The 22,652-nt window shown below is 70.7% G+C and carries 19 protein-coding genes and 2 pseudogenes; 12 read left to right on the top strand and 9 right to left on the bottom strand.

The window, feature by feature from the left end; translation table 11 throughout:
• Window positions 1-72: 72 nt before the first annotated feature.
• The 3 genes from AWC19_RS01495 to AWC19_RS01485 are packed head-to-tail and all read right to left on the bottom strand — an operon-like array spanning window position 73 to window position 3,102.
• The gene (locus AWC19_RS01495) at window positions 73-1,503 is read right to left on the bottom strand and encodes a YhgE/Pip domain-containing protein (protein WP_085076334.1); all 1,431 of its coding nucleotides are present in this window, start codon (window positions 1,501-1,503) and stop codon (window positions 73-75) included.
• Between the two features lie 26 nt (window positions 1,504-1,529).
• Window positions 1,530-2,264 (bottom strand): pirin family protein, encoded by a 735-nt coding sequence (locus tag AWC19_RS01490; RefSeq protein WP_085076333.1) that lies wholly within the window; start codon window positions 2,262-2,264, stop codon window positions 1,530-1,532.
• 10 nt (window positions 2,265-2,274) lie between these two features.
• Window positions 2,275-3,102 carry a MarR family transcriptional regulator gene (locus AWC19_RS01485; RefSeq protein ID WP_085076346.1) on the bottom strand — a complete coding sequence of 276 codons (828 nt, stop codon included), beginning with the start codon at window positions 3,100-3,102 and terminating at the stop codon, window positions 2,275-2,277.
• Between the two features lie 102 nt (window positions 3,103-3,204).
• On the opposite strand from AWC19_RS01485, the gene AWC19_RS01480 reads away from it, so the two are divergent.
• Entirely contained in the window at window positions 3,205-4,338 is a 1,134-nt protein-coding gene (locus tag AWC19_RS01480; protein WP_085076332.1) for an NAD(P)H-dependent amine dehydrogenase family protein, read from the top strand.
• Here AWC19_RS01480 and AWC19_RS01475 read toward each other — a convergent pair.
• Together AWC19_RS01475 and AWC19_RS01470 are read right to left on the bottom strand one after the other, a co-directional pair.
• The gene (locus AWC19_RS01475) at window positions 4,335-5,735 is read right to left on the bottom strand and encodes an alpha/beta hydrolase domain-containing protein (RefSeq protein ID WP_085076331.1); all 1,401 of its coding nucleotides are present in this window, start codon (window positions 5,733-5,735) and stop codon (window positions 4,335-4,337) included. The genes AWC19_RS01480 and AWC19_RS01475 overlap by 4 nt on opposite strands.
• Before the next feature lie 2 nt (window positions 5,736-5,737).
• A pseudogene (locus AWC19_RS01470) lies at window positions 5,738-6,833 on the bottom strand (sigma-70 family RNA polymerase sigma factor).
• On the opposite strand from AWC19_RS01470, the gene AWC19_RS01465 reads away from it, so the two are divergent.
• The 4 genes from AWC19_RS01465 to AWC19_RS01450 are packed head-to-tail and all read left to right on the top strand — an operon-like array spanning window position 6,784 to window position 11,071.
• Window positions 6,784-7,620 (top strand): alpha/beta hydrolase, encoded by an 837-nt coding sequence (locus AWC19_RS01465; RefSeq protein ID WP_085076329.1) that lies wholly within the window; start codon window positions 6,784-6,786, stop codon window positions 7,618-7,620. The pseudogene AWC19_RS01470 and the gene AWC19_RS01465 sit on opposite strands and share 50 nt — an antisense overlap.
• A gap of 45 nt (window positions 7,621-7,665) precedes the next feature.
• A complete protein-coding gene (locus AWC19_RS01460) occupies window positions 7,666-8,421 on the top strand; it encodes a DUF2786 domain-containing protein (RefSeq protein WP_085076328.1) in 756 nt (251 codons plus the stop codon).
• Complete coding sequence (locus AWC19_RS01455) at window positions 8,418-8,939, top strand: TIGR04338 family metallohydrolase (RefSeq protein ID WP_085076327.1); 522 nt, start codon at window positions 8,418-8,420, stop codon at window positions 8,937-8,939. The genes AWC19_RS01460 and AWC19_RS01455 overlap by 4 nt, the downstream gene beginning before the upstream one ends.
• Window positions 8,940-8,995: 56 nt before the next feature.
• On the top strand, window positions 8,996-11,071 hold the full coding sequence (locus AWC19_RS01450; RefSeq protein ID WP_085076345.1) for a glycoside hydrolase family 3 protein: 2,076 nt from the start codon (window positions 8,996-8,998) through the stop codon (window positions 11,069-11,071).
• 27 nt (window positions 11,072-11,098) lie between these two features.
• Here AWC19_RS01450 and mymT read toward each other — a convergent pair whose 3' ends face one another.
• A complete protein-coding gene (gene mymT, locus AWC19_RS01445) occupies window positions 11,099-11,245 on the bottom strand; it encodes a copper-binding metallothionein MymT (RefSeq protein ID WP_085076326.1) in 147 nt (48 codons plus the stop codon).
• A gap of 90 nt (window positions 11,246-11,335) precedes the next feature.
• Between mymT and AWC19_RS01440 the strand changes: the two genes are divergently transcribed.
• Window positions 11,336-11,995, top strand: a complete 660-nt coding sequence (locus AWC19_RS01440) for an O-methyltransferase (RefSeq protein ID WP_085076325.1) — start codon at window positions 11,336-11,338, stop codon at window positions 11,993-11,995.
• Between the two features lie 10 nt (window positions 11,996-12,005).
• On the opposite strand, the gene AWC19_RS01435 is transcribed toward AWC19_RS01440, so the two are convergent.
• Entirely contained in the window at window positions 12,006-12,989 is a 984-nt protein-coding gene (locus tag AWC19_RS01435; protein ID WP_085076324.1) for a nitronate monooxygenase, read from the bottom strand.
• Between the two features lie 162 nt (window positions 12,990-13,151).
• Here AWC19_RS01435 and AWC19_RS01430 point away from each other — a divergent pair, with 162 nt between their 5' ends.
• Entirely contained in the window at window positions 13,152-13,592 is a 441-nt protein-coding gene (locus AWC19_RS01430) for an SPW repeat protein (protein WP_085076323.1), read from the top strand.
• A gap of 67 nt (window positions 13,593-13,659) precedes the next feature.
• Here AWC19_RS01430 and ilvD read toward each other — a convergent pair whose 3' ends face one another.
• Window positions 13,660-15,351 carry a dihydroxy-acid dehydratase gene (gene ilvD, locus AWC19_RS01425; protein WP_085076322.1) on the bottom strand — a complete coding sequence of 564 codons (1,692 nt, stop codon included), beginning with the start codon at window positions 15,349-15,351 and terminating at the stop codon, window positions 13,660-13,662.
• A gap of 105 nt (window positions 15,352-15,456) precedes the next feature.
• On the opposite strand from ilvD, the gene ricR reads away from it, so the two are divergent.
• From ricR to AWC19_RS01400, 5 genes are all read left to right on the top strand, one after another.
• Window positions 15,457-15,747, top strand: a complete 291-nt coding sequence (gene ricR, locus AWC19_RS01420; RefSeq protein ID WP_085076321.1) for a copper-sensing transcriptional repressor RicR — start codon at window positions 15,457-15,459, stop codon at window positions 15,745-15,747.
• Window positions 15,748-15,865: 118 nt separating this feature from the next.
• Window positions 15,866-17,104, top strand: a complete 1,239-nt coding sequence (locus AWC19_RS01415; protein WP_085076320.1) for an MFS transporter — start codon at window positions 15,866-15,868, stop codon at window positions 17,102-17,104.
• 120 nt (window positions 17,105-17,224) lie between these two features.
• A complete protein-coding gene (locus tag AWC19_RS01410) occupies window positions 17,225-18,223 on the top strand; it encodes a L,D-transpeptidase (protein WP_085076319.1) in 999 nt (332 codons plus the stop codon).
• A 69-nt stretch (window positions 18,224-18,292) separates the two neighbouring features.
• Entirely contained in the window at window positions 18,293-18,880 is a 588-nt protein-coding gene (locus tag AWC19_RS01405; protein WP_085076318.1) for a TetR/AcrR family transcriptional regulator, read from the top strand.
• Window positions 18,877-21,123, top strand: a complete 2,247-nt coding sequence (locus AWC19_RS01400; RefSeq protein ID WP_085076317.1) for a molybdopterin-dependent oxidoreductase — start codon at window positions 18,877-18,879, stop codon at window positions 21,121-21,123. The genes AWC19_RS01405 and AWC19_RS01400 overlap by 4 nt, the downstream gene beginning before the upstream one ends.
• 113 nt (window positions 21,124-21,236) lie before the next feature.
• On the opposite strand, the pseudogene AWC19_RS31065 reads toward AWC19_RS01400, so the two are convergent.
• Window positions 21,237-22,652 (bottom strand): annotated as a pseudogene (locus AWC19_RS31065) (hypothetical protein); the annotation flags it as partial.

Here is a 22,652-nt window from a genome sequence, read left to right as displayed (position 1 = left end):
CTGATGTTGAGACAACACCACCAGCATCGGCCAGTCAGGTCACAAAGCCGTGACGGCTGGGCCGCGCTCGAATTACGTTTGCCCGCTTGCGCTTTCGGCCGCCGTGCCGGCCTCGGTTTCCGGCTCGGGCTCGGGCTCGGTTTCGGGCTCGGTTTGGAAGGCGGCGTGGCTTTTCTTCAGGCGCGCCTGGTGCTGCGCTTGATGTTCCGCGGCGATCGCGTGCTCGACGGCCCCCGGGATTCGGTGGAATCCCTTGCGGTCGTACAGATGCGTGATGATCCCGCCCAGCAACAGGCCGATGACCAGACCGATCGCCGTCAGCCACAATGCCTGGGACAGGCCGGCGTCGCCGCGGCCACCGAGATAGACCAGCGACCGCACCCCCAAGAACACCTGGTGCATCGGCTCGAATTCGGCCAGCCAGCGGAAGAACTGGGGCGTGGCCTCCAGCGGCACGGTGGCGCCCGCCGACGGTAACCCGAGGATCACGAAGATCAGCATGCTGACCAGCAGGCCCATCGAGCCCAGCACCGACAGCAACGAACTCGACGTGATGCCCACGGCGACGATCGCGAACACTCCGTAGGCCCACAGTTGCCAGCCGAGCGGGATGGGCATGCCGAGCCCGTCGGCGATGGCCAGGTACACCGCCGACGTGAGCAGCGCCAGCAGCGCCATGATGCCCCACTTGAGCAGCAGCGTCTGGAATCTCGAGATCTTCACCTGCTCGGCGAACCGGTACACCGGGCCCCACTCGGCGGGCACATAGCCGAGCAGCGCGTCCACCAGCGTGCTGACCACGACGCTGCCGGTGAACCCCGCCAGCAGCAGCAGCAGCGCGTAGTAGAACGCCGAGAGCCCGTTGCCCGTGCCGTTCGGTAACGCGTTGTAGACCGCCGACTTCACGTCGATCGGATTGGCAATGGCCAGGGCCGAGGCTCCCGTCAACGGCGCCCCGCCGGTCTGGGCCGCGACGTCGGCCGTAAGGCGTTGGCCCGCTTTGCCGTTGGCCACCGCCATGGCCTGGGTCAGGGTTTGGCCCGCGATGCTGGCTCCCAGCGTGCCCGCCCGCGGGTTGGTCGAGACGGTGACCGAGGGCCGGACCACACGCCCGGGCGTGACGGCGCTGGCACCCAGTTCACGCAGGTTCGACGAGAAGGTCGGCGGGATCACCAACTCCCCATACACCTGGGCGGTGTCGAGCTGGCGCCGCGCCTCGCCGTGCGACACCACCCGCACGTCGAACTTGTTCTTGTCCAGCGCGGAGGTCAGGCCGTCGGCGATCTGCGCACCGTAGGGGCCGGCGTCCTCGTTCACCACGGCGATGGGGAAGTGCTGCAGGTTGGTCATCGGGTTCAGGATGCCGCCCAGATACAGCGCGCACAGGGCCGACATCAGGGCCAACGTGACGACGACGGGGAGCGCCCAGAAGCGGACGGTCCGGACCGCCTTGATATTCCGATTCGGGTTGGGCGCCGCGTGCCGCGGCTGCGATTGAGACATGCGGGCTCCTGTCTGTCGTGCCCACTCTATGTGTTGCCAGCGCCCAATTTTGCGTGCATCTCCCAGATCAACAGCTCCGACGGCTCGTGCGCGGACACCCGGCGGGCGCCGGCGTCGGTGAAGCGGACCGCGTCGCCCTCCGCCAGGTCGCCGGCCCCGTCCACCGCCACGCGACCCAGGGCGACGAACAGGTGCAGGTAGGGCGCGCTGGGCAGGGTCACCGCGGCGCCGGGCCGCAAGCGGGTGGCGTGCAGGGCCGCGCTGCGGTTGTGCACCGTGATGGCCGCCTCGCGCCCGGGTATTCCTGAGACGATTGTCACCAGGCCGCCCTCGAGCAACTCCGAGCCGACCTCGTGCTGTTGGTAGCTGGGGGTGACGCCCGTCTCGTCGGGAACGACCCACATCTGCACGAAACGCACTGGCTCCGTGGGAGAATCGTTGCGCTCCGAGTGCAGGATGCCGCTGCCGGCCGACATGCGTTGCGCCAGACCGGGATAGATCACCCCGCGATTGCCGGCCGAATCCTGGTGCGTCAGTTCGCCACGCAGGACCCAGGTGACGATCTCCATGTCCCGGTGCGGGTGGGTGTCGAATCCCGTTTCGGGCTCCACGATGTCGTCGTTGTTGACCAGTAGCAGCCCATGGTGGGTGTTGGCGGGATCGTAGTGGTCGCCGAACGAGAACGAATGCCGTGACGTCAGCCAGGGCGTCGCGGTGACCGCCCGGTCGGCCGCACGCCGGATCTCCACGGTGGCAGGCATGATCCTTAGCCTAACCGGGCGCGGACGCGGTGAGCAGCCGCTGCGCGTGCCGCAGCGCGGCGTCGAGCGCGGGCAGTGTCAAGCCGGACGGGCGGCCCAGGTGGATCTCGATCTGGTACTCGGGCTGGCCGTCCAAGCCGAAAATCGGCAGCACCACGAATTCCGCTGAATCAAGCTCGGATTCGAGCGCATCGGTCACCGATTGCAGCGTCACCATGGTCATCAGGGTGGTCAGCTCGCGGGTCACCCGAGCGGTCGGTTCCAGCGACGTGAGCACCTCGGCGAGCCGGCTGTGCAGCGACTGGTGGGTGTCGTCGAACCGCCACGCGCCGTAACCGCGGGCCCGGATGTCGGCGAGCACCCGCCGGTGCCCGGCGATCTCGGAGCGGCTCAGCCGCGGCAGCACCCCGCGCAGCCACGCCTCGACGGCCTCGTCGTCCCGCCAGGCCATCGCCACCAGGCCGAACGGCGGGTCGATGGGGAAGCGCTGGCCGACGGCGTGCGCGCCGTCGGTCCCGTGGCCCACGGCGTCGACCGTGGTGAGGTGGCGCCCGCCGATCCTCGACATCGAACAGCCCGCGCCCAGGGTGTCGTGGAGGAACCGCAGTGCCTCACGCCCCCGGTCGAGCAGCGGGAACTGCATCCGCAGGCCATGGACCAGCTCGAACAGGCCACTGCCCAGCACGTAGCGGCGGTCCTCGCGCCGCGTCACCCAGGCGCGCCGCTCCAGTTCGGCCAACACCAGGGCACAGGTCGAGGTGCTGATGCCGCACGCCTTGGCCAGCTCGGCCGACGTCCGCCCGCCGGCCGAATCTGCCAGCGCCGCAAGGACATCCATCACACGCGCGGTGGGTGGCGACTTGACGGTTGACGCGGCCACGGCGATCTCCCTACGATCCGTCCAAAATGTAAAAGCATACGTCCTAATATTAGGAGAAGCGTGATCAAGGTAGGAGTGTGGGGGCCGGGCTCGATGGGGGTGATCGCCCTGCGAGGGGTGATCGACCACCCGCAGCTGGAGCTCGTCGACGTCGTCGTGCACAGCGACGCCAAGGCCGGTCGCGACGCGGGTGAGCTCTGCGGGATCGCGCCGGTCGGGGTGGTGGCCACCCAGGACCCGGCCCCGCTCCTTGCCGGGGACGCCGACGCCGTCGTGTATGCCGCCGGGGCCAACCTGCGCCCCCTGGAAGCGGTCGAGGACATGGCCTCGATCCTGCGGGCGAAAAAGAACGTGGTGTCGTGTTCGGTGGTGCCGCTGGTGTTTCCCGACGCGCTCGACGCGGCGTTTACCGAGCCGCTGCGCCAGGCCGCGCTCGAGGGCGGGTCGTCGTTCTTCACCACCGGCATCGACTCCGGCTTCGCCAACGACGTGCTGCCGCTGGTCCTTTCGGGGGTGTCGCGGGTGATCGAATCGGTCCGGGTGACCGAGATGTTCAACTATGCCACCTACCCGGACCAGGCCGCGGTCTACGAGATCCTGGGCTTCGGCAAGCCGCAGGAATACGCGGCCTTCGCGGCGCAGCCGGGGGTGTTCACCTTCGGCTGGGGCCCGGTGCTGCATCAGCTCGCCGCCGGGCTGGGGGTCAAGATCGACAACATCGAGGAGAGCGTCGAACGCCTGCCGGCCGCCGAGTCCTTCGACACGCCCACCGGCCACATCGCGGCCGGGACGATCGCGGCGATGCGCTCGACGCTGACCGGTTACGTCGGCGGCAAGCCGACGTTCGTCGTCGACCACGTCACGCGGATGCGCGACGACATCGCGCCGGACTGGCCGCAGCCGCACATCCGCATCGAACCCAAGGACCTCGGCTACGGGCAGGCCTCCGGCCGCGGGCTCTACCGCGTCGAGATCGAGGGTTCGCCGAGCATGCGCTGCGAATTCGAGATGGCCGAGGACCACGACCACGACCTCGGGGCGCGCGTGGCGGGCGCGTCGCGGATGGTCAACGCGATTCCCGCGGTGTGCGCGGCGCCGCCGGGCCTGCTGTCGGCGCTGGACCTGCCGCTGATCACCGGGGCCGGTTTGGTGCGTCCGGTGCCCGGCCCGCCGCCCGACAGCCGCCTGTTCTAAGGCTCGGGAAAGGTCGCGGCGGCGAGCTCGATGATCTCGGCGCGGTCGTCGGGCAGGATGAAGCCGTCCTCGATCGCCCGGTCGAGCGCCGCGGTGAAGGCGTCGAGGTATTGGCCGGACCCGCCGGGGTAGAGCCGGTGCAGCGTCGCGGCGTCGAAGGGTTCGCCGGAGCCGAAGATCGCCGCCATGATGCTCTCGTCACCGCTGTCCGACAGGCCGGAGGTGCGGGCGGTGGGCACGTCCACCCAGGGGGTGCGCACGCCGCCCTCGGCGAGGCCGTTCGCGTCCAGCTTGGGCCGGGGCGGATCGCCGTCGGCCACGCTGATCGGTGCGGCCGCGGGCGCCGGGTCGCCGGTGCAAACCCAGCGGTTCAGCGCGGCCAGCGCCGCCTGGACGACGTAATGGTGCTGCGGGGCGAAGTTGATGAAGTGGTCCAGCCGCTGACCCATCAGCATGTCGGTGGGCGCGTAGGCCGCCGCGACGGCGTCGATCGGCGCCGAGCCGCTGTCGATCGGCGCCACCTGGATCGTGTAGTTGTCGGCGTGGGCGGCGCCGGGAATCTCCCAGACCCGGAGCCGCTCGGTGCCGGGCTGCCGCGCGAAGTAATAGCCCTGCCGGATGCCGCCGAACAGGTCGGTTTCGGTGATGACCGCGACCAGCGGGACGCGCAGGTCGGTGCGGAACGCCACGGCCTGCGGCGAGCCGGCCTGCGACTCGTCGAAGATGGAGCGCCCGTCCAGCGGCGCCGCCGAGGCGAACCGCGAATGCACCAAAAAGCCGTCGTAGCTTCGGGCCAGCGGGTCGACGGCGTTGATGTAGGTGGTCAAAAACATCGCCGATTGCGATTCACCCACGGCGATCACGTGCCGCGGCCGCAGATCGCCCAGCAGGCTCCAGACGAGCGCGCCTGTCTGGGAGAAGATGTCGTAGCAGAATTGGTCGCCCGGATGGCTAAGGGGGGCATAGCGTTTGGGGTCCTGGCTCTTCAACGACATGTCGACGCCCAGCAGGCTGGTCCCGCCGTCGACCCCGACCCGCTGGGCCGAGAGCGCCACGTAGGCGTACCCCGCGCGCAGGATTTCGCGATGCGCCATCATCCAGACGGCCGGGGCGTCGATGCCGCCGCTCACGTTGAGCCATTCGACGAGGACGGTACCGTTGAAGCGCGCGTGGTCGACCGGGGTAAGCACGACAATTCTCGTCGTGAAATCGGCGGTGCCGCTTGGGGTTACGTCCCACCGCCCGTCCGGGCCCAGATCCCTTCTCGGCGCGTAGCAGCAGGCCGTCCCGGAGACGAAGAACTCCCGCGCGACATAGCCCACGGCGCCGATGTCGAAGGCGCCCAACAGCAGCAGCGGTGTGCCGGGGACGGGCGTGACGACCGCGGGATCCGGCATCGTCACAGCGAACCGGGCAGCCCGAACGTGGCGAACAGCGCGTCGTCGAGGAACGCCACCACGTGTGACACCCCCTCGGGCGTCATGTCCAGCACCTGCAACTGGAAGGGCACATGCACGTCGCCGGCGCGCATGTACATGGCGGCGGCCGGCTGGCCGTTGGCCACCAGCGGCAACAGTCGCATGTCGCCCGGGCGCTCGGCGGGGCACCGCCGATGGATGAGCGTGGCGATGGCTCGGGCGCCCCGATACCAGCCCACGTACGGCGGCATCTCCCAGATCGCCTCGGCGGTGAACAGCTCCACCAGGCGGTCGATGTCGTAGGCCTCGAACGCCGCGATGTAGCGGGCCAGGCGGTCCTGCGCCTCGGCGGACTCGGGCGGCGTCAACCGGTCGCCGGTGCTGGGCCGCACCGCTTCGAGCTGGGAGCGGGCCCGCTGCAGCAGGCTGTTGACGGCGGTCGTGGTGGTGCCGATGGCCGCCGCCACCTCGGCGGCCTTCCACTGCAGCACGTCGCGCAGCAGCAGCACGGCCCGCTGCCGCGGCGAAAGGTGTTGCAGCGCTGCGACGAACGCCAACCGCACCGACTCGCGCGACCCGACGATGACCGACGGGTCCGCCGGGTCGTCGCCCATGTCCGGCAGCGGCTCCAGCCAGGGCACCTCGCGCCGCTCGACCAGCTCGGCGGTCGGGTCGGAGCTGGCGGCCCCCAAGCCCGTCGGCAACGGCCGCCGCCGGCGCCCCTCGAGGGCGCTCAGGCAGGTGTTGGTGGCGATGCGATGCAGCCAGGTCCGCATCGAGGACTTGCCCTCGAACCGGTCGTAGGCCTTCCAGGCCCGCAGCAGGGTCTCCTGCACCAGGTCCTCGGCGTCGTGCACCGACCCGGTCATGCGGTAGCAGTGCGCGAGCAGTTCGCGCCGGTAGGGCTCGGCATGGGCGGAAAACTCCCCGCCGGCCGCCGGGCTGCCCTGAGGATTTTCGGCCAGCACGCTCACGGGCACGAGCCTACGCAGGGTTGCCGACAGCCAAAACCAGTACGCTGCCCTCAATGACTACGCGCACTGAACGTGAGTTCGACGGCGTCGGCGGCGTGCGCATCGTCTACGACGTCTGGACGCCGGACACCGCGCCGCGAGCGGTGGTCGTGCTGTCGCACGGGCTCGGCGAGTACGCGCGCCGCTACGACCACGTCGCGCAGTGTTTCGGCGACGCGGGCCTGGCCACCTACGCGCTGGACCATCGGGGCCACGGGCGCTCCGGCGGCAAACGGGTGCTGGTCCGCGACATCTCGGAGTACACCACCGACTTCGACACCCTGGTCGGCATCGCCACCCGCGAGCACCCCGGCGTCAAGTGCGTCGTGCTGGGGCACAGCATGGGCGGCGGGATCGTGTTCGCCTACGGCGTCGAGCGCCCCGACAACTACGACCTGATGGTGCTGTCGGGACCGGCGGTGGCCGCGCAGGAGCAGGTGTCGCCGCTGATGGTTCTCGCCGCCAAGGTCTTGGGGGCGGTGCTGCCTGGCCTGCCCGTGCAGGAACTCGACGTCGACGCGATCTCCCGCGACCCCGCGGTGGTCACCGCCTACAACGCCGACCCGCTGGTGTACCACGGGAAGGTTCCGGCCGGCATCGGCCGCGCGCTGATCCAGGTCGGCGAGACCATGCCGCGGCGGGCCCCGGCGCTGACCGCGCCGCTGCTCGTGGTGCACGGCTCCGACGACCGGCTCATTCCCGTCGAGGGCAGCCGCCGCCTGGCGCAGTGCGTGGGATCCAGCGACGTCGAGCTGAAGGTGTACCCCGGGCTCTACCACGAGGTCTTCAACGAGCCGGAGCGCGACCGGGTGCTCGGCGACGTGGTCTCCTGGATCTCGAAACGCCTGTGACCGGGCTCGGCCGGGATGTCGGATCGCTCCCGTAAGTTGGCGCATATGACCCGCACCGACGACAAGATGCTGGCCCGTATCGCCGCGCTGCTGCGCCAGGCCGAAGGCACCGACAACCCGCACGAGGCGGACGCGTTCATGAGCGCCGCGCAGCGGCTGGCGACGGCGGCCTCGATCGATCTGGCGGTGGCCCGCTCGCACGCGGCCAACCGCTCACCGGCGCAGGCCCCGACGCAGCGGACCATCACCATCGGGGCGGCGGGCACCAAGGGCCTGCGGACCTACGCGCAGCTGTTCGTGCTGATCGCCGCGGCCAACGACGTGCGGTGCGACATCGCCTCGAATTCGACGTTCCTCTACGCCTACGGCTTCGCCGAGGACATCGACGCCACCCACGCCCTGTACGCCAGCCTGGTGGTCCAGATGGTGCGGGCTTCGGACGCCTACCTCGCCTCGGGCGCGCACCGGCCCACGCCGACGATCACCGCCCGGCTCAATTTCCAGCTCGCCTTCGGCGCCCGCGTGGGTCAGCGCCTGGCCGAGGCGCGCGAACAGGCCACCCGCGAGGCGACCAAGGACCGTCACCGGTCGCCGGGAACCGCTATCGCCTTGCGTGACAAGGACATCGAGCTGCGCGACTACTACCAGCGCACCTCCAAGGCGCGCGGCACCTGGCAGGCGCACCGGGCGTCGGCGGGGTATTCGTCGTCGGCGCGGCGCGCGGGTGACCGGGCCGGCCGGCGCGCCCGCCTGGGCAACAGCCCCGAGCTGCCCGGCGCCCGGAGCGCCCTGCCGCGGTGACGCCGGCCGGCGCGCCGGAGCGGCCCACGAGGGATTCCCAGCGGGCCAAGGTGTACGCGGCCGAGGAGTTCGTCCGGACGTTGTTCGACCGCGCCGCCGAGCACGGGTCGCCCGCCGTGGAGTTCTTCGGCGCACAGCTGACGCTGCCGCCCGAGGGACGGTTCGGGTCGGTGGCCTCCGTGCAGCGCTACGTCGACGACGTGCTCGCCCTGCCGGCGGTGCGGGAACGCTGGCCAGAGGTGTCGCCGCTGCGGGTGCGCGCCCGCCGGGCCGCCACCGCCGCGCACTACGAAAACCGTGACGGCGCAGGTGTTATCGCGGTTCCCGACCACCGCACCGGCGACTGGGCGCTGCGTGAGCTGGTGGTGCTCCACGAGGTGGCGCATCACCTCTGCCGGGCCGGGCCGCCGCACGGCCCGGGGTTCGTCGCGACGATCTGCGAGTTGGCCGAGCTGGTGATGGGGCCCGAAGTCGGGCATGTGCTGCGCGTGGTGTACGCCAAAGAGGGTGTGTTGTGAGCGACGCGGGCGGCCCGCGCGACCCTGACGCCCGGGCGCGCGAGGTCGAGTCGCAGATGACCGACGACGAGCGGTTCTCGCTCCTGGTCGCGGTGATGGGGGCCGGCGAACTGTGGCCGGTGCGTGACGAGCGCATCCCGCCGGGCGTCCCGATGAGCGCCGGCTATGTGCCTGGGGTTCCGCGGCTCGGGGTGCCGGCGCTTCTGATGAGTGACGCCGGCCTGGGCGTCACCAACCCCGGCTTCCGCCCCGGTGACACGGCCACCGCCCTGCCGGCCGGGCTGGCGTTGGCCGCCGGTTTCAGCCCGTCGTTGGCCCGCGCCGCCGGCGAGGTGATCGGCCGGGAGGCGCGCAGCCGCGGTTTCAACGTGCAGCTGGCCGGCGCGATGAACCTCGCGCGCGACCCGCGCAACGGGCGAAATTTCGAATACCTTTCCGAGGACCCGCTTTTGACCGCGACCGTCGCCGCGGAGTCGGTGAATGGGATTCAGGGGCAGGGCGTCATATCCACGGTCAAGCATTACTCACTCAACTGCAACGAGACCAATCGGCAATGGTTGAACGCGGTGATCGACCCCGACGCGCATCGCGAGTCCGACCTGCTGGCCTTCGAGATCGCCATCGAGCGCTCCCGACCCGGAGCGGTGATGACGGCCTACAACGCGATCAACGGCGACTACGCCGCGGCCAACGACGCCTTGATCAACGGGCTGCTCAAGGGCGAGTGGGGATACCGCGGCTGGGTGATGTCCGACTGGGGCGCCACGCGGAGCTGGGAATGCGCGGTCAACGGCCTCGACCAGGAGTGCGGCGCGCAGATCGACGCGCTGCTGTGGCAGGCGGAAGCCTTCGGTGAGCCGCTGCGTGCCGCCTACGCCGCCGGCCGACTGCCCGCCGAACGCCTTTCGGACATGGTGCGGCGGATCCTGCGCTCGATGTTCGCCGTCGGCGTCGACCGGAGCGAAGCCGCGCCGGCGCCGGACCTGGCCGCGCACAACGAGATTGCGTTACGGGTGGCCCGCCAGGGAATCGTGCTGCTGAGCAACCGCGGGGTGCTGCCCCTGGCGCCCGAGTCGACGGCGCGCATCGCCGTCATCGGCGGCTACGCCCACCTCGGGGTTCCGGCCGGCTACGGGTCGAGCGCCGTCGTCCCCCCGGGCGGCTACGCCGGTGTCATCCCGATCGGCGGCGCCGGGCTCGAGGCCGGCCTGCGCAACCTGTACCTGCTGCCGTCGAGCCCGCTGGCGGAACTGCGAAAACGCCTGCCGCACGCGCGAATCGAGTTCGATCCCGGCGTCAGCCCCGCCGAGGCGGCGCTGGCGGCGCGGCGGGCGGACGTCGCGATCGTGTTCGCGGTCCGCGCCGAGGGGGAGGGCTTCGACGGCGCCGATCTGTCGTTGCCGTGGGGCCAGGATTCGGTGATCGCCGCCGTAGCCGCGGCCAACCCGAACACCGTCGTGGTGGCCGAAACCGGTAACCCGGTGGCCATGCCGTGGAAAGACTCCGTGAACGCCATCGTGCAGGCCTGGTATCCGGGGCAGGCCGGTGGCCGGGCCATCGCGGAAGTTCTTGTGGGCCATGTCAATCCGTCGGGGCGGCTGCCCATCACGTTTCCGGTGGACCTCGGTCAGACGCCGCGCCCACGGCTGCCCCGGCCCGATGCGCCGTGGGGAGAGCCGACGACGATCGACTACGCCGAAGGGGCCGATGTCGGCTACCGCTGGTTCGCCCAGACCGGCCAAGCGCCGCTGTTCGCTTTCGGTCATGGCTTGTCCTACACCAGGTTCGGCTACCGCGACCTGGCGGTCACCGGCGGTGAAACCGTCACCGCCAGCTTCAGCGTCGTCAACCTCGGCGACCGGGCCGGCGCCGACGTTCCCCAGCTGTACCTGGCCGCGGCCCCGGGCGGGCAATGCCTGCGGCTGTTGGGATTCCAGCGCGTCGAACTGCAGCCCGGGGCCACCCGCCGGGTGACGATCGAGGCCGACCCCCGGCTGCTCGCCCGCTACGACGGCGGCGCGCGGGCCTGGCGCGTCGCGGCGGGAGCCCACAAGGTCGCGGTGGGCGCGTCGGCGGTCGACCTGCGGCTGGTGGCCGAGGTGGAGCTGGCCGGCCGCGCGTTCGCGCGCTGAGGCGCAACCGCGCGACCGGCCCGGGCGCTACTTGACCGGAGTCAGGTCGTCGCCGCAGGTGCAACGGTACGGCTCGCCACTGCCGGAGCAGTGGCAGGGGACCTCGATGCGAACCCGACACCCGCAGCCCTCGTGGCCACACGTGAGCAATGTCCCCGCCTCGTAGTTTGCCATTCGAATCACCCTTCCCTGTGTGGAGTCAACCGTCACTATATACCCCCTACCCGTATGCCGTAAAGAGCGCGGCCGGTTAGGTTGGGACCCATGACCGAAAAACCCACCCCGCGGGACGTCGACGAATTCTTGGACAGCACGGTGATCGGCGACGACCCGGCGCTGGCGGCGGCGCTGCAGGCCAGCAACGCGGCCGGGCTGCCGCAGATCGCGGTATCGGCGCAGCAGGGCAAGTTCTTGTCCCTGCTGGCCGGTGCGACGCAGGCGCGGCGCATCCTCGAGATCGGCACGCTGGGCGGCTTCAGCACCATCTGGCTGGCGCGTGGCGCCGGCCCGCAGGGACGGGTGGTCACGCTCGAATACGAGCCCAGGCACGCCGAGGTTGCGCGGGCCAACCTGCAGCGGGCCGGCGTCGCCGACCGCGTCGAGGTGATCGTGGGCGCCGCGCTCGACACGCTGCCGACGCTGACCGGTCCTCCCTTCGACATGGTGTTCATCGACGCCGACAAGGAGAACTACCATGCCTATCTCGAGTGGGCGGTCCGGCTGGCCCGTCCCGGCTCGATCCTCGTGCTGGACAACGTCATTCGTGAAGGCGGCATCCTGGACCCGGAGCCCGGCGATCCCCGGATCGCCGCGACGCGCCAGACCCTGCAGGCGATGGGCGAACACCCCCGCCTCGACACCGCGGTGATCCAGACGGTCGGGGCCAAACACTGGGACGGCTTCGCGATCGCGTCGGTGCGGTAGCCCGTCCGCGTCAGCGTGGGCGCAGCTCGTCGACCGCCCGCGCGGCCGAGGTGAGTTCGCCGATGCGCAACGCCGTTTCGCCGGCGTACAGCGCGGCGTGGTCCACCCAGGAATCCGGGGTGCCGGCCACCGGCGCCAGCGGCGTGAAGAACGGGCGGGCCGGCGACTGCAGCCGCATCAACGCGCCGGCGTCGAAGTAGCCCAGCACCGCCAGCGGGCGGCTGGCCGCGTTGAGGGCGGCGGGAATCCGGTTGGCCTCGCCGTCCGCGCCGCACCACCGCCGGGTGGCGGCGTTGGGCACGACGCGGTGGCGCAGCGGCCAGCTGAGGCCGAACAGGTTGGTCTCGATCGTCTTGTCCGCCTGCAATATTCGCCGCTGGTATTCCCGGCTGGCGTTGGCCTCGTGGGTCAGCAGGAACCGCGTGCCGGCGACCACCCCGGCGGCCCCGGCGTCCAGCGCGGCGCGAGTGTCGGCGCCGGTCGCGATCCCGCCGGCCACAAAGACCGGCCGGTCCCCGGCGGCGGCCAGCGCGCGCGGCAAAAATTGCGGGGCGGGCACGGTGCCGACCAGGTGGCCGCCGGCCTCGCGGCCCTGAGCGATCAAACCGTCTGCGCCCCAGGCGACGGCGGCGCGCGCCTGGGTTTCGGTGCCGACCATCACGAAGACGAAGATCCCCGCGTCGCGCAGCCGCTCGACGAGCCCCCGCTTCTCGCCGAACGCCAACACCACGGCGTCCACCCGGGATCGCGCGCAGACCTCGACGTGGTGGCGATTGGCGAAGTGCATCAACAGGTTTACCGCGACGGCGCGGCCGGGTGCCCGTTCGCGCATCTCCGCGATCGCCGCCCGCAGCCGGCGCGGCGTGACCAGGCCCAGGGTTCCCAGGCCGCCCGCGTTGGCGACCGCGGCCGCCAACGCCGCGCCCGCCAGGCCGCCGCCCATTCCGGCCTGGCCGATCGGGGCGTCGAGCCGCAACCGGTCCGCGATGTCCATGCCCTATCCACGCTACGCGGCCGGGTGATTCGGCCGCGTAGCGCGCCGCATCGGCCCCGGATTTTCGTTGCTGGTGGGCGGCGGCCGAGCGTAATCTTGGGAGAGATGGATGGGTTTACCAGAGAGCCCAATTAACCTGCTGTGTAACAGAAAGGTTGCAAAATGAGTACAGTCCATTCATCAATCGATCACCACCCCGATTTGTTAGCTCTGCGGGCCCGCTACGAGCGCGTCGCCGAGTCGATGAGCGCGCACGTCACCTTCGGCCTGGCCCTGCTGACGGCTCTGTATCTGGCCGCGTCGCCGTGGATCGTGGGTTTCGCCGGGACGGCGTCACTGGCCACGAATGACCTGATCGCCGGGATCGCAACGGCGTTCTTGGTGTACGGGTTCGCCACGACGCTGGACCGCGCGCACGGCATGACCTGGGCCCTGCCGGTGCTCGGCGTGTGGGCCATCGTCTGCCCTTGGGTCCTGCCGGGCTTCACGCCGACCGCCGGCATGATCTGGTCGAACGTCGTCGCGGGTGCGCTGCTGACCTTCCTGGGTCTCAACGCCACCTACTTCGGCATGCGCACGCGCGAGGCGGTCGCCCACGCATAGTGCCGAAGCCCGTTCGGCCACAACCGAATACTTGCCGTCGGGCCGTGCCGGTCACGGCCCGACGGCCCTAGCCGCAGACCGCGCCGATCGCGGCGGAGCTGACCAGCTTGACGTACTTGGCCAGCACGCCCGTCTGGTAGCGAGGCGGGGGAGGGGCGAAACCCGTTCGCCGGGAATCGAATTCGGCCGGGTCGACCAGCACGTCCAGGACGCGGGAAGCGACGTCGAGACGGATCCGGTCGCCGTCGCGCAGGAACGCGATCGGGCCGCCGTCGACGGCCTCCGGCGCGATGTGCCCGACGCACAGGCCGGTGGTTCCGCCGGAGAAGCGGCCGTCGGTCAGCAGCAGCACGTCCTTGCCGAGGCCCGCGCCCTTGATCGCGCCGGTGATGGCGAGCATTTCGCGCATCCCGGGTCCGCCCTTGGGGCCCTCGTAGCGGATCACCACGGCGTCGCCCTGGGTGATGGTGCCGTCTTCGAGGGCGTCGAGCGCGGCCCGCTCGCCGTCGAAAACCCTTGCGGTGCCTTCGAACACCTCCGAGTCGAAGCCGGCCGTCTTGACCACCGCGCCATCGGGGGCCAGCGATCCGCGCAGGATGGTGATTCCTCCGGTCGGGTGGATCGGGTCGGCCAGCGCCCGCAACACCTTGCCGTCGGGGTCCGGCGGCGCGATGGCGGCCAGGTTCTCGGCCATGGTCTGGCCGGTGACCGTCAGGCAGTCCCCGTGCAGCAGGCCGGCGTCGAGCAGGGCCTTCATCACCACCGGCACGCCGCCGATGCGGTCCACGTCGAACATCACGTGGCGGCCGAACGGCTTGACGTCCGCCAGGTGCGGCACCTTCGACCCGATCCGGCTGAAGTCGTCGAGCGACAGCGCCACGCCGGCCTCGTGGGCGATGGCCAGCAGGTGCAGCACCGCGTTGGTGGAGCCGCCGAACGCCATCACCACCGCGATGGCGTTCTCGAAGGCCTCCTTGGTGAGGATGTCGCGGGCGGTGATGCCGCGGCGCAGCAGTTCGATGACGGCCGCACCGCTGCGCCGGGCGAAGCCGTCGCGGCGGCGGTCGGTGGCCGGCGGCGCCGCGCTGCCCGGCAACGACATGCCGAGCGCCTCGGCGGCGCTGGCCATCGTGTTGGCGGTGTACATGCCGCCGCAGGCGCCCTCGCCGGGGCAGATCGCCCGCTCGATGGCGTCGACGTCCTCGCGGGGCATCAGCCCGCGGGCGCACGCGCCGACCGCCTCGAACGCGTCGATGATGGTGACGTCGCGTTCGCTGCCGTCCGACAGCTTGGCGCGGCCCGGCAGGATCGAGCCCGCGTAGAGGAACACCGCGGCCAGGTCCAGGCGGGCGGCGGCCATCAGCATGCCGGGCAGCGACTTGTCGCACCCGGCCAGCAGCACCGAGCCGTCGAGGCGCTCGGCCTGCATCACGGTCTCGACGCTGTCGGCGATCACCTCCCGCGACACCAGCGAGAAATGCATCCCCTCGTGGCCCATCGAGATGCCGTCGGACACCGAGATCGTCCCGAACTCCAGCGGGTAGCCGCCGGCCGAGAACACCCCTTCCTTGACCGCCTTGGCGAGCCGGTCCAGTGAGAGGTTGCACGGGGTGATCTCGTTCCACGACGACGCCACGCCGATCTGCGGCTTGGCGAAGTCGCCGTCTTCCATGCCTACCGCGCGCAGCATGCCGCGGGCGGCGGCCTTCTCCAGGCCGTCGGTGACGTCACGACTGCGCGGTTTGATGTCGGCACTCATCGCTCAAGTATGCGGGCAGCGGCCCGGCGGCAACTTCGCGGGGTCATACCCCGTCGGGGTATGGGGTAGACTCGGGCCAGGCGCAGGGAGGGTGGCACACCGCAGATGACGACGGCACACGGATATTCGCAGCAGAAGGACAATTACGCCAAGCGGCTGCGGCGCATCGAGGGTCAGGTGCGTGGCATCGCGCGCATGATCGAGGAAGACAAGTACTGCATCGACGTGCTGACCCAGATCAGCGCCGTCAACAGCGCCCTGCGGTCGGTCGCGCTGAATCTGCTCGACGAGCACCTGAACCACTGCGTCACCCGGGCGGTGGCCGAGGGTGGAAGTCAAGCCGACGACAAATTGGCCGAAGCCTCGGCCGCGATCGCGCGCCTGGTCCGTTCCTGATCGCCGATTGGTAGCGTGTTGAACCGCTAACTCGCGGGAACCTATTGTTGCGGTGCGTACGGTAGGTGCAGCGTGATTTCGCCAGCAGCCTTGCCCGGCCGATTGCGTGCCACAACCGATGACTGCCATGACTGCCGCCACCACGACTGCCGCGCGAACGTGGACGCCACGGGTCGCCGCGCAGCTGGCTGTGCTGGCGGCGGCCGCCTTCACCTACGTCACCGCCGAAATCCTGCCGGTGGGCGCGCTGTCGGCGATCGCGCGCAACCTGCAGGTCAGCGTGGTCGCGGTGGGGACCCTGCTGTCCTGGTATGCGCTGGTGGCGGCGATCTCGACGTTCCCGCTGGTGCGCTGGACCGCGCACTGGCCGCGGCGGCGGGCGCTGGTGGTCAGCCTGGTCTGCCTGACCGCCTCCCAGCTCATCTCCGCCCTGGCGCCCAACTTCGCCGTGCTGGCCGCCGGCCGGGTGCTGTGTGCGGTCACCCACGGGCTGCTGTGGTCGGTCATCGCCCCGATCGCCACCCGGCTGGTGCCGCCCAGCCACGCCGGCCGGGCCACGATGTCGATCTACATCGGGACCAGCCTGGCGCTGGTCATCGGCAGCCCGCTGACGGCCGCCATGAGCCTGATGTGGGGCTGGCGGCTCGCGGCGGTGTGCGTCACCGTCGCCGCGGCCGTGGTGACCGTGGCGGCGCGGCTGCTGCTGCCCGCGATGGTGCTGAGCGCCGACCAGCTCAAATGCGTGGGGCCGCGGGCGCGTCACCACCGCAACCGCCGGCTGATCGTGGTCAGCCTGATCACCATGGTCGGCGTCACCGGCCACTTCGTCTCGTACACCTACATCGTGGAGGTCATCCGGGAGGTCGTCGGCGTGCGCGGGCCGAACCTGGCCTGGTTGCTGGCGGCCTACGGCGCCGCCGGCGTGCTCGCGGTCGGCATGGTGGCCCGGCCGCTGGACCGGCGGCCGCGCGGCGCCGTCATCGTGTGCATGGCGGGTCTGACGGCCGCTTTCGTCGTGCTGACCGCCCTGGCGTTCGGCCAGCCGACCCCGGTGGCCGCCCTCATCGGGACGGGCGCGATCGTGCTGTGGGGAGCCATGGCCACCGCCGTCTCGCCGATGATGCAATCCGCGGCGATGCGCAACGGCGCCGACGATCCCGACGGGGCGTCGGGGCTGTACGTGACGGCGTTCCAGGTGGGCATCATGGCCGGCTCGCTGGCCGGCGGGCTGTTGTACGAGCACAACATCGCGCTGATGCTGACCGCGTCGGCGGGGTTGATGGGCCTCGCGTTGGCCGCGATGGCGGTCAACCGGCACATGCTCGACGTTGCCCCGGGAAGCTCACCGGATTCATAGCGCGCCTGCTCAGGGCGGTTGTTTTCCGTCGCGCGGGGGTGCCGCCCGGCGCCGGAATGGGTAGCTGGCAACGTGGCTGTGCCACACTGTGTTCGACGGAACGTGACTGGAGGGATGCGTATGTCGGGCCGCAAAAAGGGACGCCTTTTCGCCGCTCTGAACGCCGCCGGTTTGGCTTCGGCATTGGGCTTCACGCTGGTGCTGGGCGCCGGTCCCGCGGTGGCCGACCCGGATCCGGCCCCCGGTGACCCGGGCGCGGTGGCCGCCCCGGGCGGCCCGCCGCCGCCCCCTCCAGGCGGCCCGCTGGCGCCGCCGCCGCCCCCGCTCCCGGGGTTGCCCTTCCCGGGTGCACAACCGGCGGCCGCGGGTCCCGCCGCCGGGCAGAACCCGACGCCGTTCACCGGGACCCCGCCGTTCGGGCCGCCCTCGTTCGTCCCGAAATCCGGCTCGACGGTGGGCGTGGGCCAACCGATCATCATCAACTTCCCCGGCCCTGTCGACGACGCGGGCGCGGCCATCGACGCGGTCCACGTGTCGTCCGTCCCGCCGGTGCCCGGCAAGTTCTACTGGATGACCCCGACGCAGCTGCGCTGGCGCCCGCTGAACTTCTGGCCGGCCCACACCGCGGTGACGGTCGACGCCGGCGGCACCGTGTCCACCTTCCAGACCGGGGACACTTTGATCGCCACGGCCGACGATGCCACCCACCAGCTGACCATCACCCGCAACGGCACCGTGGAGAAGACCTTCCCGATGTCGATGGGCATGACGTCCGGCAACCACCAGACCCCCAACGGCACCTACTACGTGCAGGACAAAAAGGCGTCGGTGGTGATGGACTCCTCGACCTACGGGGTGCCGGTCAACTCGACCTACGGTTACAAGGTGACGGTGGAGGACGCGGTCCGGTTCGACAACGTCGGCGACTACGTGCACAGCGCCCCGTGGTCGGTGGACGACCAGGGCAAGCGCGACGTCAGCCATGGCTGCATCAACATCAGCCCGAGCAACGCCAAGTGGTTCTTCGACAACTTCGGTCCGGGCGACCCGATCGTCGTGAAGAACTCCTCCGGCGGCGACTACAAGAAGAACGACGGCTCGGCCGACTGGATGACGTGACGGCGTAGCCGGCATCCGTCTCGCGCGGACCGCTTTCGCGGGCCGGCGATTATGTATAGCATCATACATATGCGCAGCCCCCGCGAGCGGATGGTGATCTCCGCCGCGTTGCTGATCAGGGAGCGCGGCGCGCACGCCACGGCCATCTCCGACGTCTTGGAGCACAGCGGGGCGCCGCGCGGCTCGGCCTACCACTACTTCCCCGGCGGCCGTACCCAGTTGCTGTGCGAGGCGGTCGACTACGCCGGGGATCACGTCGCCGCCGTCATCGCCGGGGCCGAGGGCGGCCCGCAGCTGCTGGACACCCTGGTCGACACGTACCGACGCCAACTGCTCGACACCGATTTCCGCGCGGGCTGCCCGGTGGCGGCGGTCTCCGTGGAGGCCGGGGAGCAATCCGACCGCGAGCGCATGGCCCCGGTCGTCGAGCGCGCCGCGGCGGTGTTCGACCGCTGGACCGACCTGATCGCCCAGCGCTTCGTCTCCGACGGCGTGCCGCCGGAGCGGGCCCGCGAACTGGCCGTGCTGGCGACCACCGCGCTCGAGGGCGCGCTGCTGCTGGCCCGGGTCCGTCGCGACCTGACGCCCCTCGACCTCGTCCACCGCCAGCTGCGCGACCTGCTGAAGGCGCAGGCGCCGGAAAGGAATCCGCGATGACCGGTGAGTGGCAGCCCACGGCCTGCATCCTGTGCGAGTGCAACTGCGGCATCGTCGTGCAGGTCGAAGACGGCCGGCTGGCCCGCATCCGCGGCGACAAGGCGCACCCGGGGTCGCGGGGGTACACCTGCAACAAGGCGCTGCGGCTGGATCACTACCAGAACAACACCGCCCGCCTGACCTCGCCGATGCGCCGCCGCGCCGACGGGACCTTCGAGGAGATCGACTGGGACACCGCGATCGTCGAGATCGCCGAGGGGTTCAAGCACATCCGCGACGCCTACGGCGGGGACAAGATCTTTTACTACGGCGGCGGCGGGCAGGGCAACCACCTGGGCGGCGCCTACAGTGGCGCGTTCCTGAAGGCCCTCGGTTCGCGCTATCGCTCGAATGCGTTGGCGCAGGAGAAGACCGGCGAGGCCTGGGTCGACGCGCACCTCTATGGCGGTCACACGCGCGGCGAGTTCGAGCACGCCGAGGTGTCGGTGTTCGTGGGGAAGAATCCCTGGATGTCGCAGAGCTTTCCGCGGGCCCGGGTGGTGCTCAACGAGATCGCCAAGGACCCGGCCCGGTCGATGATCGTGATCGATCCCGTCGTCACTGACACCGCGAAGATGTCCGACTTCCACCTGCGCGTGCGACCGGGAACCGACGCCTGGTGCCTGGCGGCGCTGGCCGGCGTGCTCGTGCAGGAAAACCGTTGCGACGAAGCGTTTCTCGCGGAGCATGTGCGGGGTGCCGACGTCGTCCGCGCCGCGCTGCGCGAGGTCCCGGTCGGCGAGTACGCGCAGCGCTGCGGCGTCGACGAGGAGCTGCTGCGCGCGGCCGCGCGGCGCATCGGCGCCGCCGCCAGCGTCGCGGTGTTCGAGGACCTGGGCATCCAGCAGGCACCCAACAGCACCCTGTGTTCGTATCTGAACAAGCTGCTGTGGATTCTGACCGGCAACTTCGCGAAAAAGGGCGGCCAGCACCTGCATTCGTCGATGGCGTCGCTGTTCAGCACGGTATCCGGGCGCACGCCGGTGACCGGCGCCCCGATCATCGCCGGCCTGGTGCCCAGCAACGTCGTCCCGCAGGAGATCCTCACCGACCACCCCGACCGCTTCCGGGCCATGATCGTCGAAAGCGCCAATCCCGCGCATTCGCTGGCGAATTCGGCCGCCTGCCGCGAGGCTTTTCGGGCGCTCGAGCTGATGGTGGTCGTCGACGTCGCGATGACCGAGACCGCCCGGCTGGCCCACTACGTGCTGCCGGCGGCGTCGCAGTTCGAGAAGCCCGAGGCCACCTTCTTCAATTTCGAGTTCCCTGCCAACACCTTTCAGTTGCGCCGGCCGCTGCTGCCGCCGCTCCCGGGGACGCTGCCGGAACCCGAGATCTGGGCGCGGCTGGTGCGCGCGCTCGGCGTGATCGACGACGCCGACCTGCGGCCGCTGCGCGAGGCCGCCCGGCGCGGCCGCCGCGCCTACGCCGAGGCGTTCCTGGGTGCGGTGGCCGCCAATCCGACGCTGGGCAAGCTGGTTCCGTACGTCCTCTACGAGACGCTGGGACCGACGCTGCCCGAGGGGCTTTCGGGCGCGGCCGCCGTGTGGGGGCTCGCGCAGAAGGTCGCGATGACCTACCCGGAGGCGGTCCGGCGCGCCGGCCACGCCGACGGCAACGCGCTGTTCGAGGCCATCCTGGACAACCCGGCCGGCGTCACGTTCACCCGGCACAGCTACGACGACGACTTCGCGCTGATCACCCACGCCGACCACAAGATCGCCCTGCACATCCCCGAAATGCTGGACGATCTAAGGGCGTTGGCCGCGGCACCGACCCGGCTGACCACGGCGGAGTTCCCGATCGTGTTGTCGGTGGGCGAGCGGCGCGCCTACACCGCCAACGACATCTTCCGCGATCCGTCCTGGCGCAAACGCGACGCCGACGGGGCGTTGCGGGTCAGCGTGGAAGACGCCCAGGCCCTGGGGCTCACCGACGGGCAACGGGCCCGGGTCAGCACCGCGGCCGGCAGCGCCGAGGTGGTCGTCGAGATCACCGAGACCATGCTGGCCGGACACGCGGCCCTGCCCAACGGGTTCGGCCTCGACTACGTCGACGACGACGGCAACACCGTCGTCCCGGGCGTCGCACCCAACGCGCTCACGTCCACGGAATGGCGGGACCCCTACGCCGGCACGCCCTGGCACAAGCATGTGCCAGCGAGAATCGAACGTCGCCGGGAAGACGCAAAAGCGCCAATCTAGAGGAGGGCCAACGGTCCTCGCGTGACTGCGATATACCCAGGCTGGGTCCAGCCGCGGGCGGCCCGGCGAGGAACTAGCCGATAAGGCCGGAGACGACGGTTGCGGCTCTCTAGCTAGGCGACCGCCACCCCGACCGGCCCGCGGCCGACGGTGATGGTGGTCAGCACGGTGTTGTCGGGGCCGATCACCGACACCGTGTCGCCGACATGGTTGGTGACGTAGACGTCGCCGGCGGTGGCGCCGGTGGCGCTGACGGCCACCCCGAGCGGGTCGCTGCCGACGGTGATGGTGGTCAGGACGGTGTTGGTGGGGCTGATCACCGACACCGTGCCATCTAAAGCGTTGGCTACGTAGACGTCGCCTGCGGTGGCGCCGCTGGTGCTGACCGCCACCCCGACCGGGGTGTTGAAGCCGGTGATGGTGGTCAGCACGGTGTTGTCGGGGCTGATCACCGACACCGTGCCGTCGACGCGGTTGGTGACGTAGACGTCGCCGGCGGTGGCGCCGGTAGCGCTGACCGCCACCCCGCGCGGGTTGCTGCCGACGGTGATGGTGGTCAGGACGGTGTTGGTGGGGCTGATCACCGACACCGTGCCATCTAAAGCGTTGGCTACGTAGACGTCGCCGGCGGTGGCGCCGGTGGTGCTGACCGCCACCCCGACCGGGGTGTTGAAGCCGGTGATGGTGGTCAGCACGGTGTTGTCGGGGCTGATCACCGACACCGTGCCGTCGACGCGGTTGGTGACGTAGACGTCGCCGGCGGTGGCGCCGGTAGCGCTGACCGCCACCCCGCGCGGGTTGCTGCCGACGGTGATGGTGGTCAGGACGGTGTTGGTGGGGCTGATCACCGACACCGTGCCATCTAAAGCGTTGGCTACGTAGACGTCGCCGGCGGTGGCGCCGGTGGTGCTGACCGCCACCCCGACCGGGGTGTTGAAGCCGGTGATGGTGGTCAGGACGGTGTTGGTGGGGCCGATCACCGACACCGTGCCATCGCCGTCGTTGGTGACGTAGACGTCGCCGGCGGTGGCGCCGGTGGTGCTGACCGCCACCGCGGACGGGTTGCTGCCGACGGTGATGGTGGTCAGGACTTGGTTGGTGGGGCTGATCACCGACACCGTGCCGTTGTTGTTGGTGACGTAGACGTCGCCGGCGTTGGCGCCGGTGGTGCTGACCGCCACCCCGGTCGGGCCGCTGAAGCCGGTGAGGGTGGTCAGGACCTGGCCGGTGGGGCTGATCACCGACACCGTGCCATCGATATTGTTGGCGACGTAGACATCGCCGGCGTTGGGCAGTCCGGGGCCGCTAGCGCCGGGCGCCCCGGTGGCCCCGGCCGGGCCATACAGCAACCCACCGCGGCCCCCCGCACCGCCGGCGCCGCCGACACCCAAAGTGGCGGTGTCCGAGCCGCCGGCCCCGCCGGCCCCACCGGCGCCGATCAACGGCGCATAGCCGCCCGCGCCCCCGGCGCCCGCCACACCGCTCACGGCGCTGTTGGCCCCGCCGACCCCGCCGGCCCCACCGGCACC

The organism is Mycobacterium palustre, assembly GCF_002101785.1.
Taxonomy (GTDB): Bacteria; Actinomycetota; Actinomycetes; order Mycobacteriales; family Mycobacteriaceae; genus Mycobacterium; species Mycobacterium palustre.
This window is presented reverse-complemented; position numbering and strand designations above follow the sequence as displayed.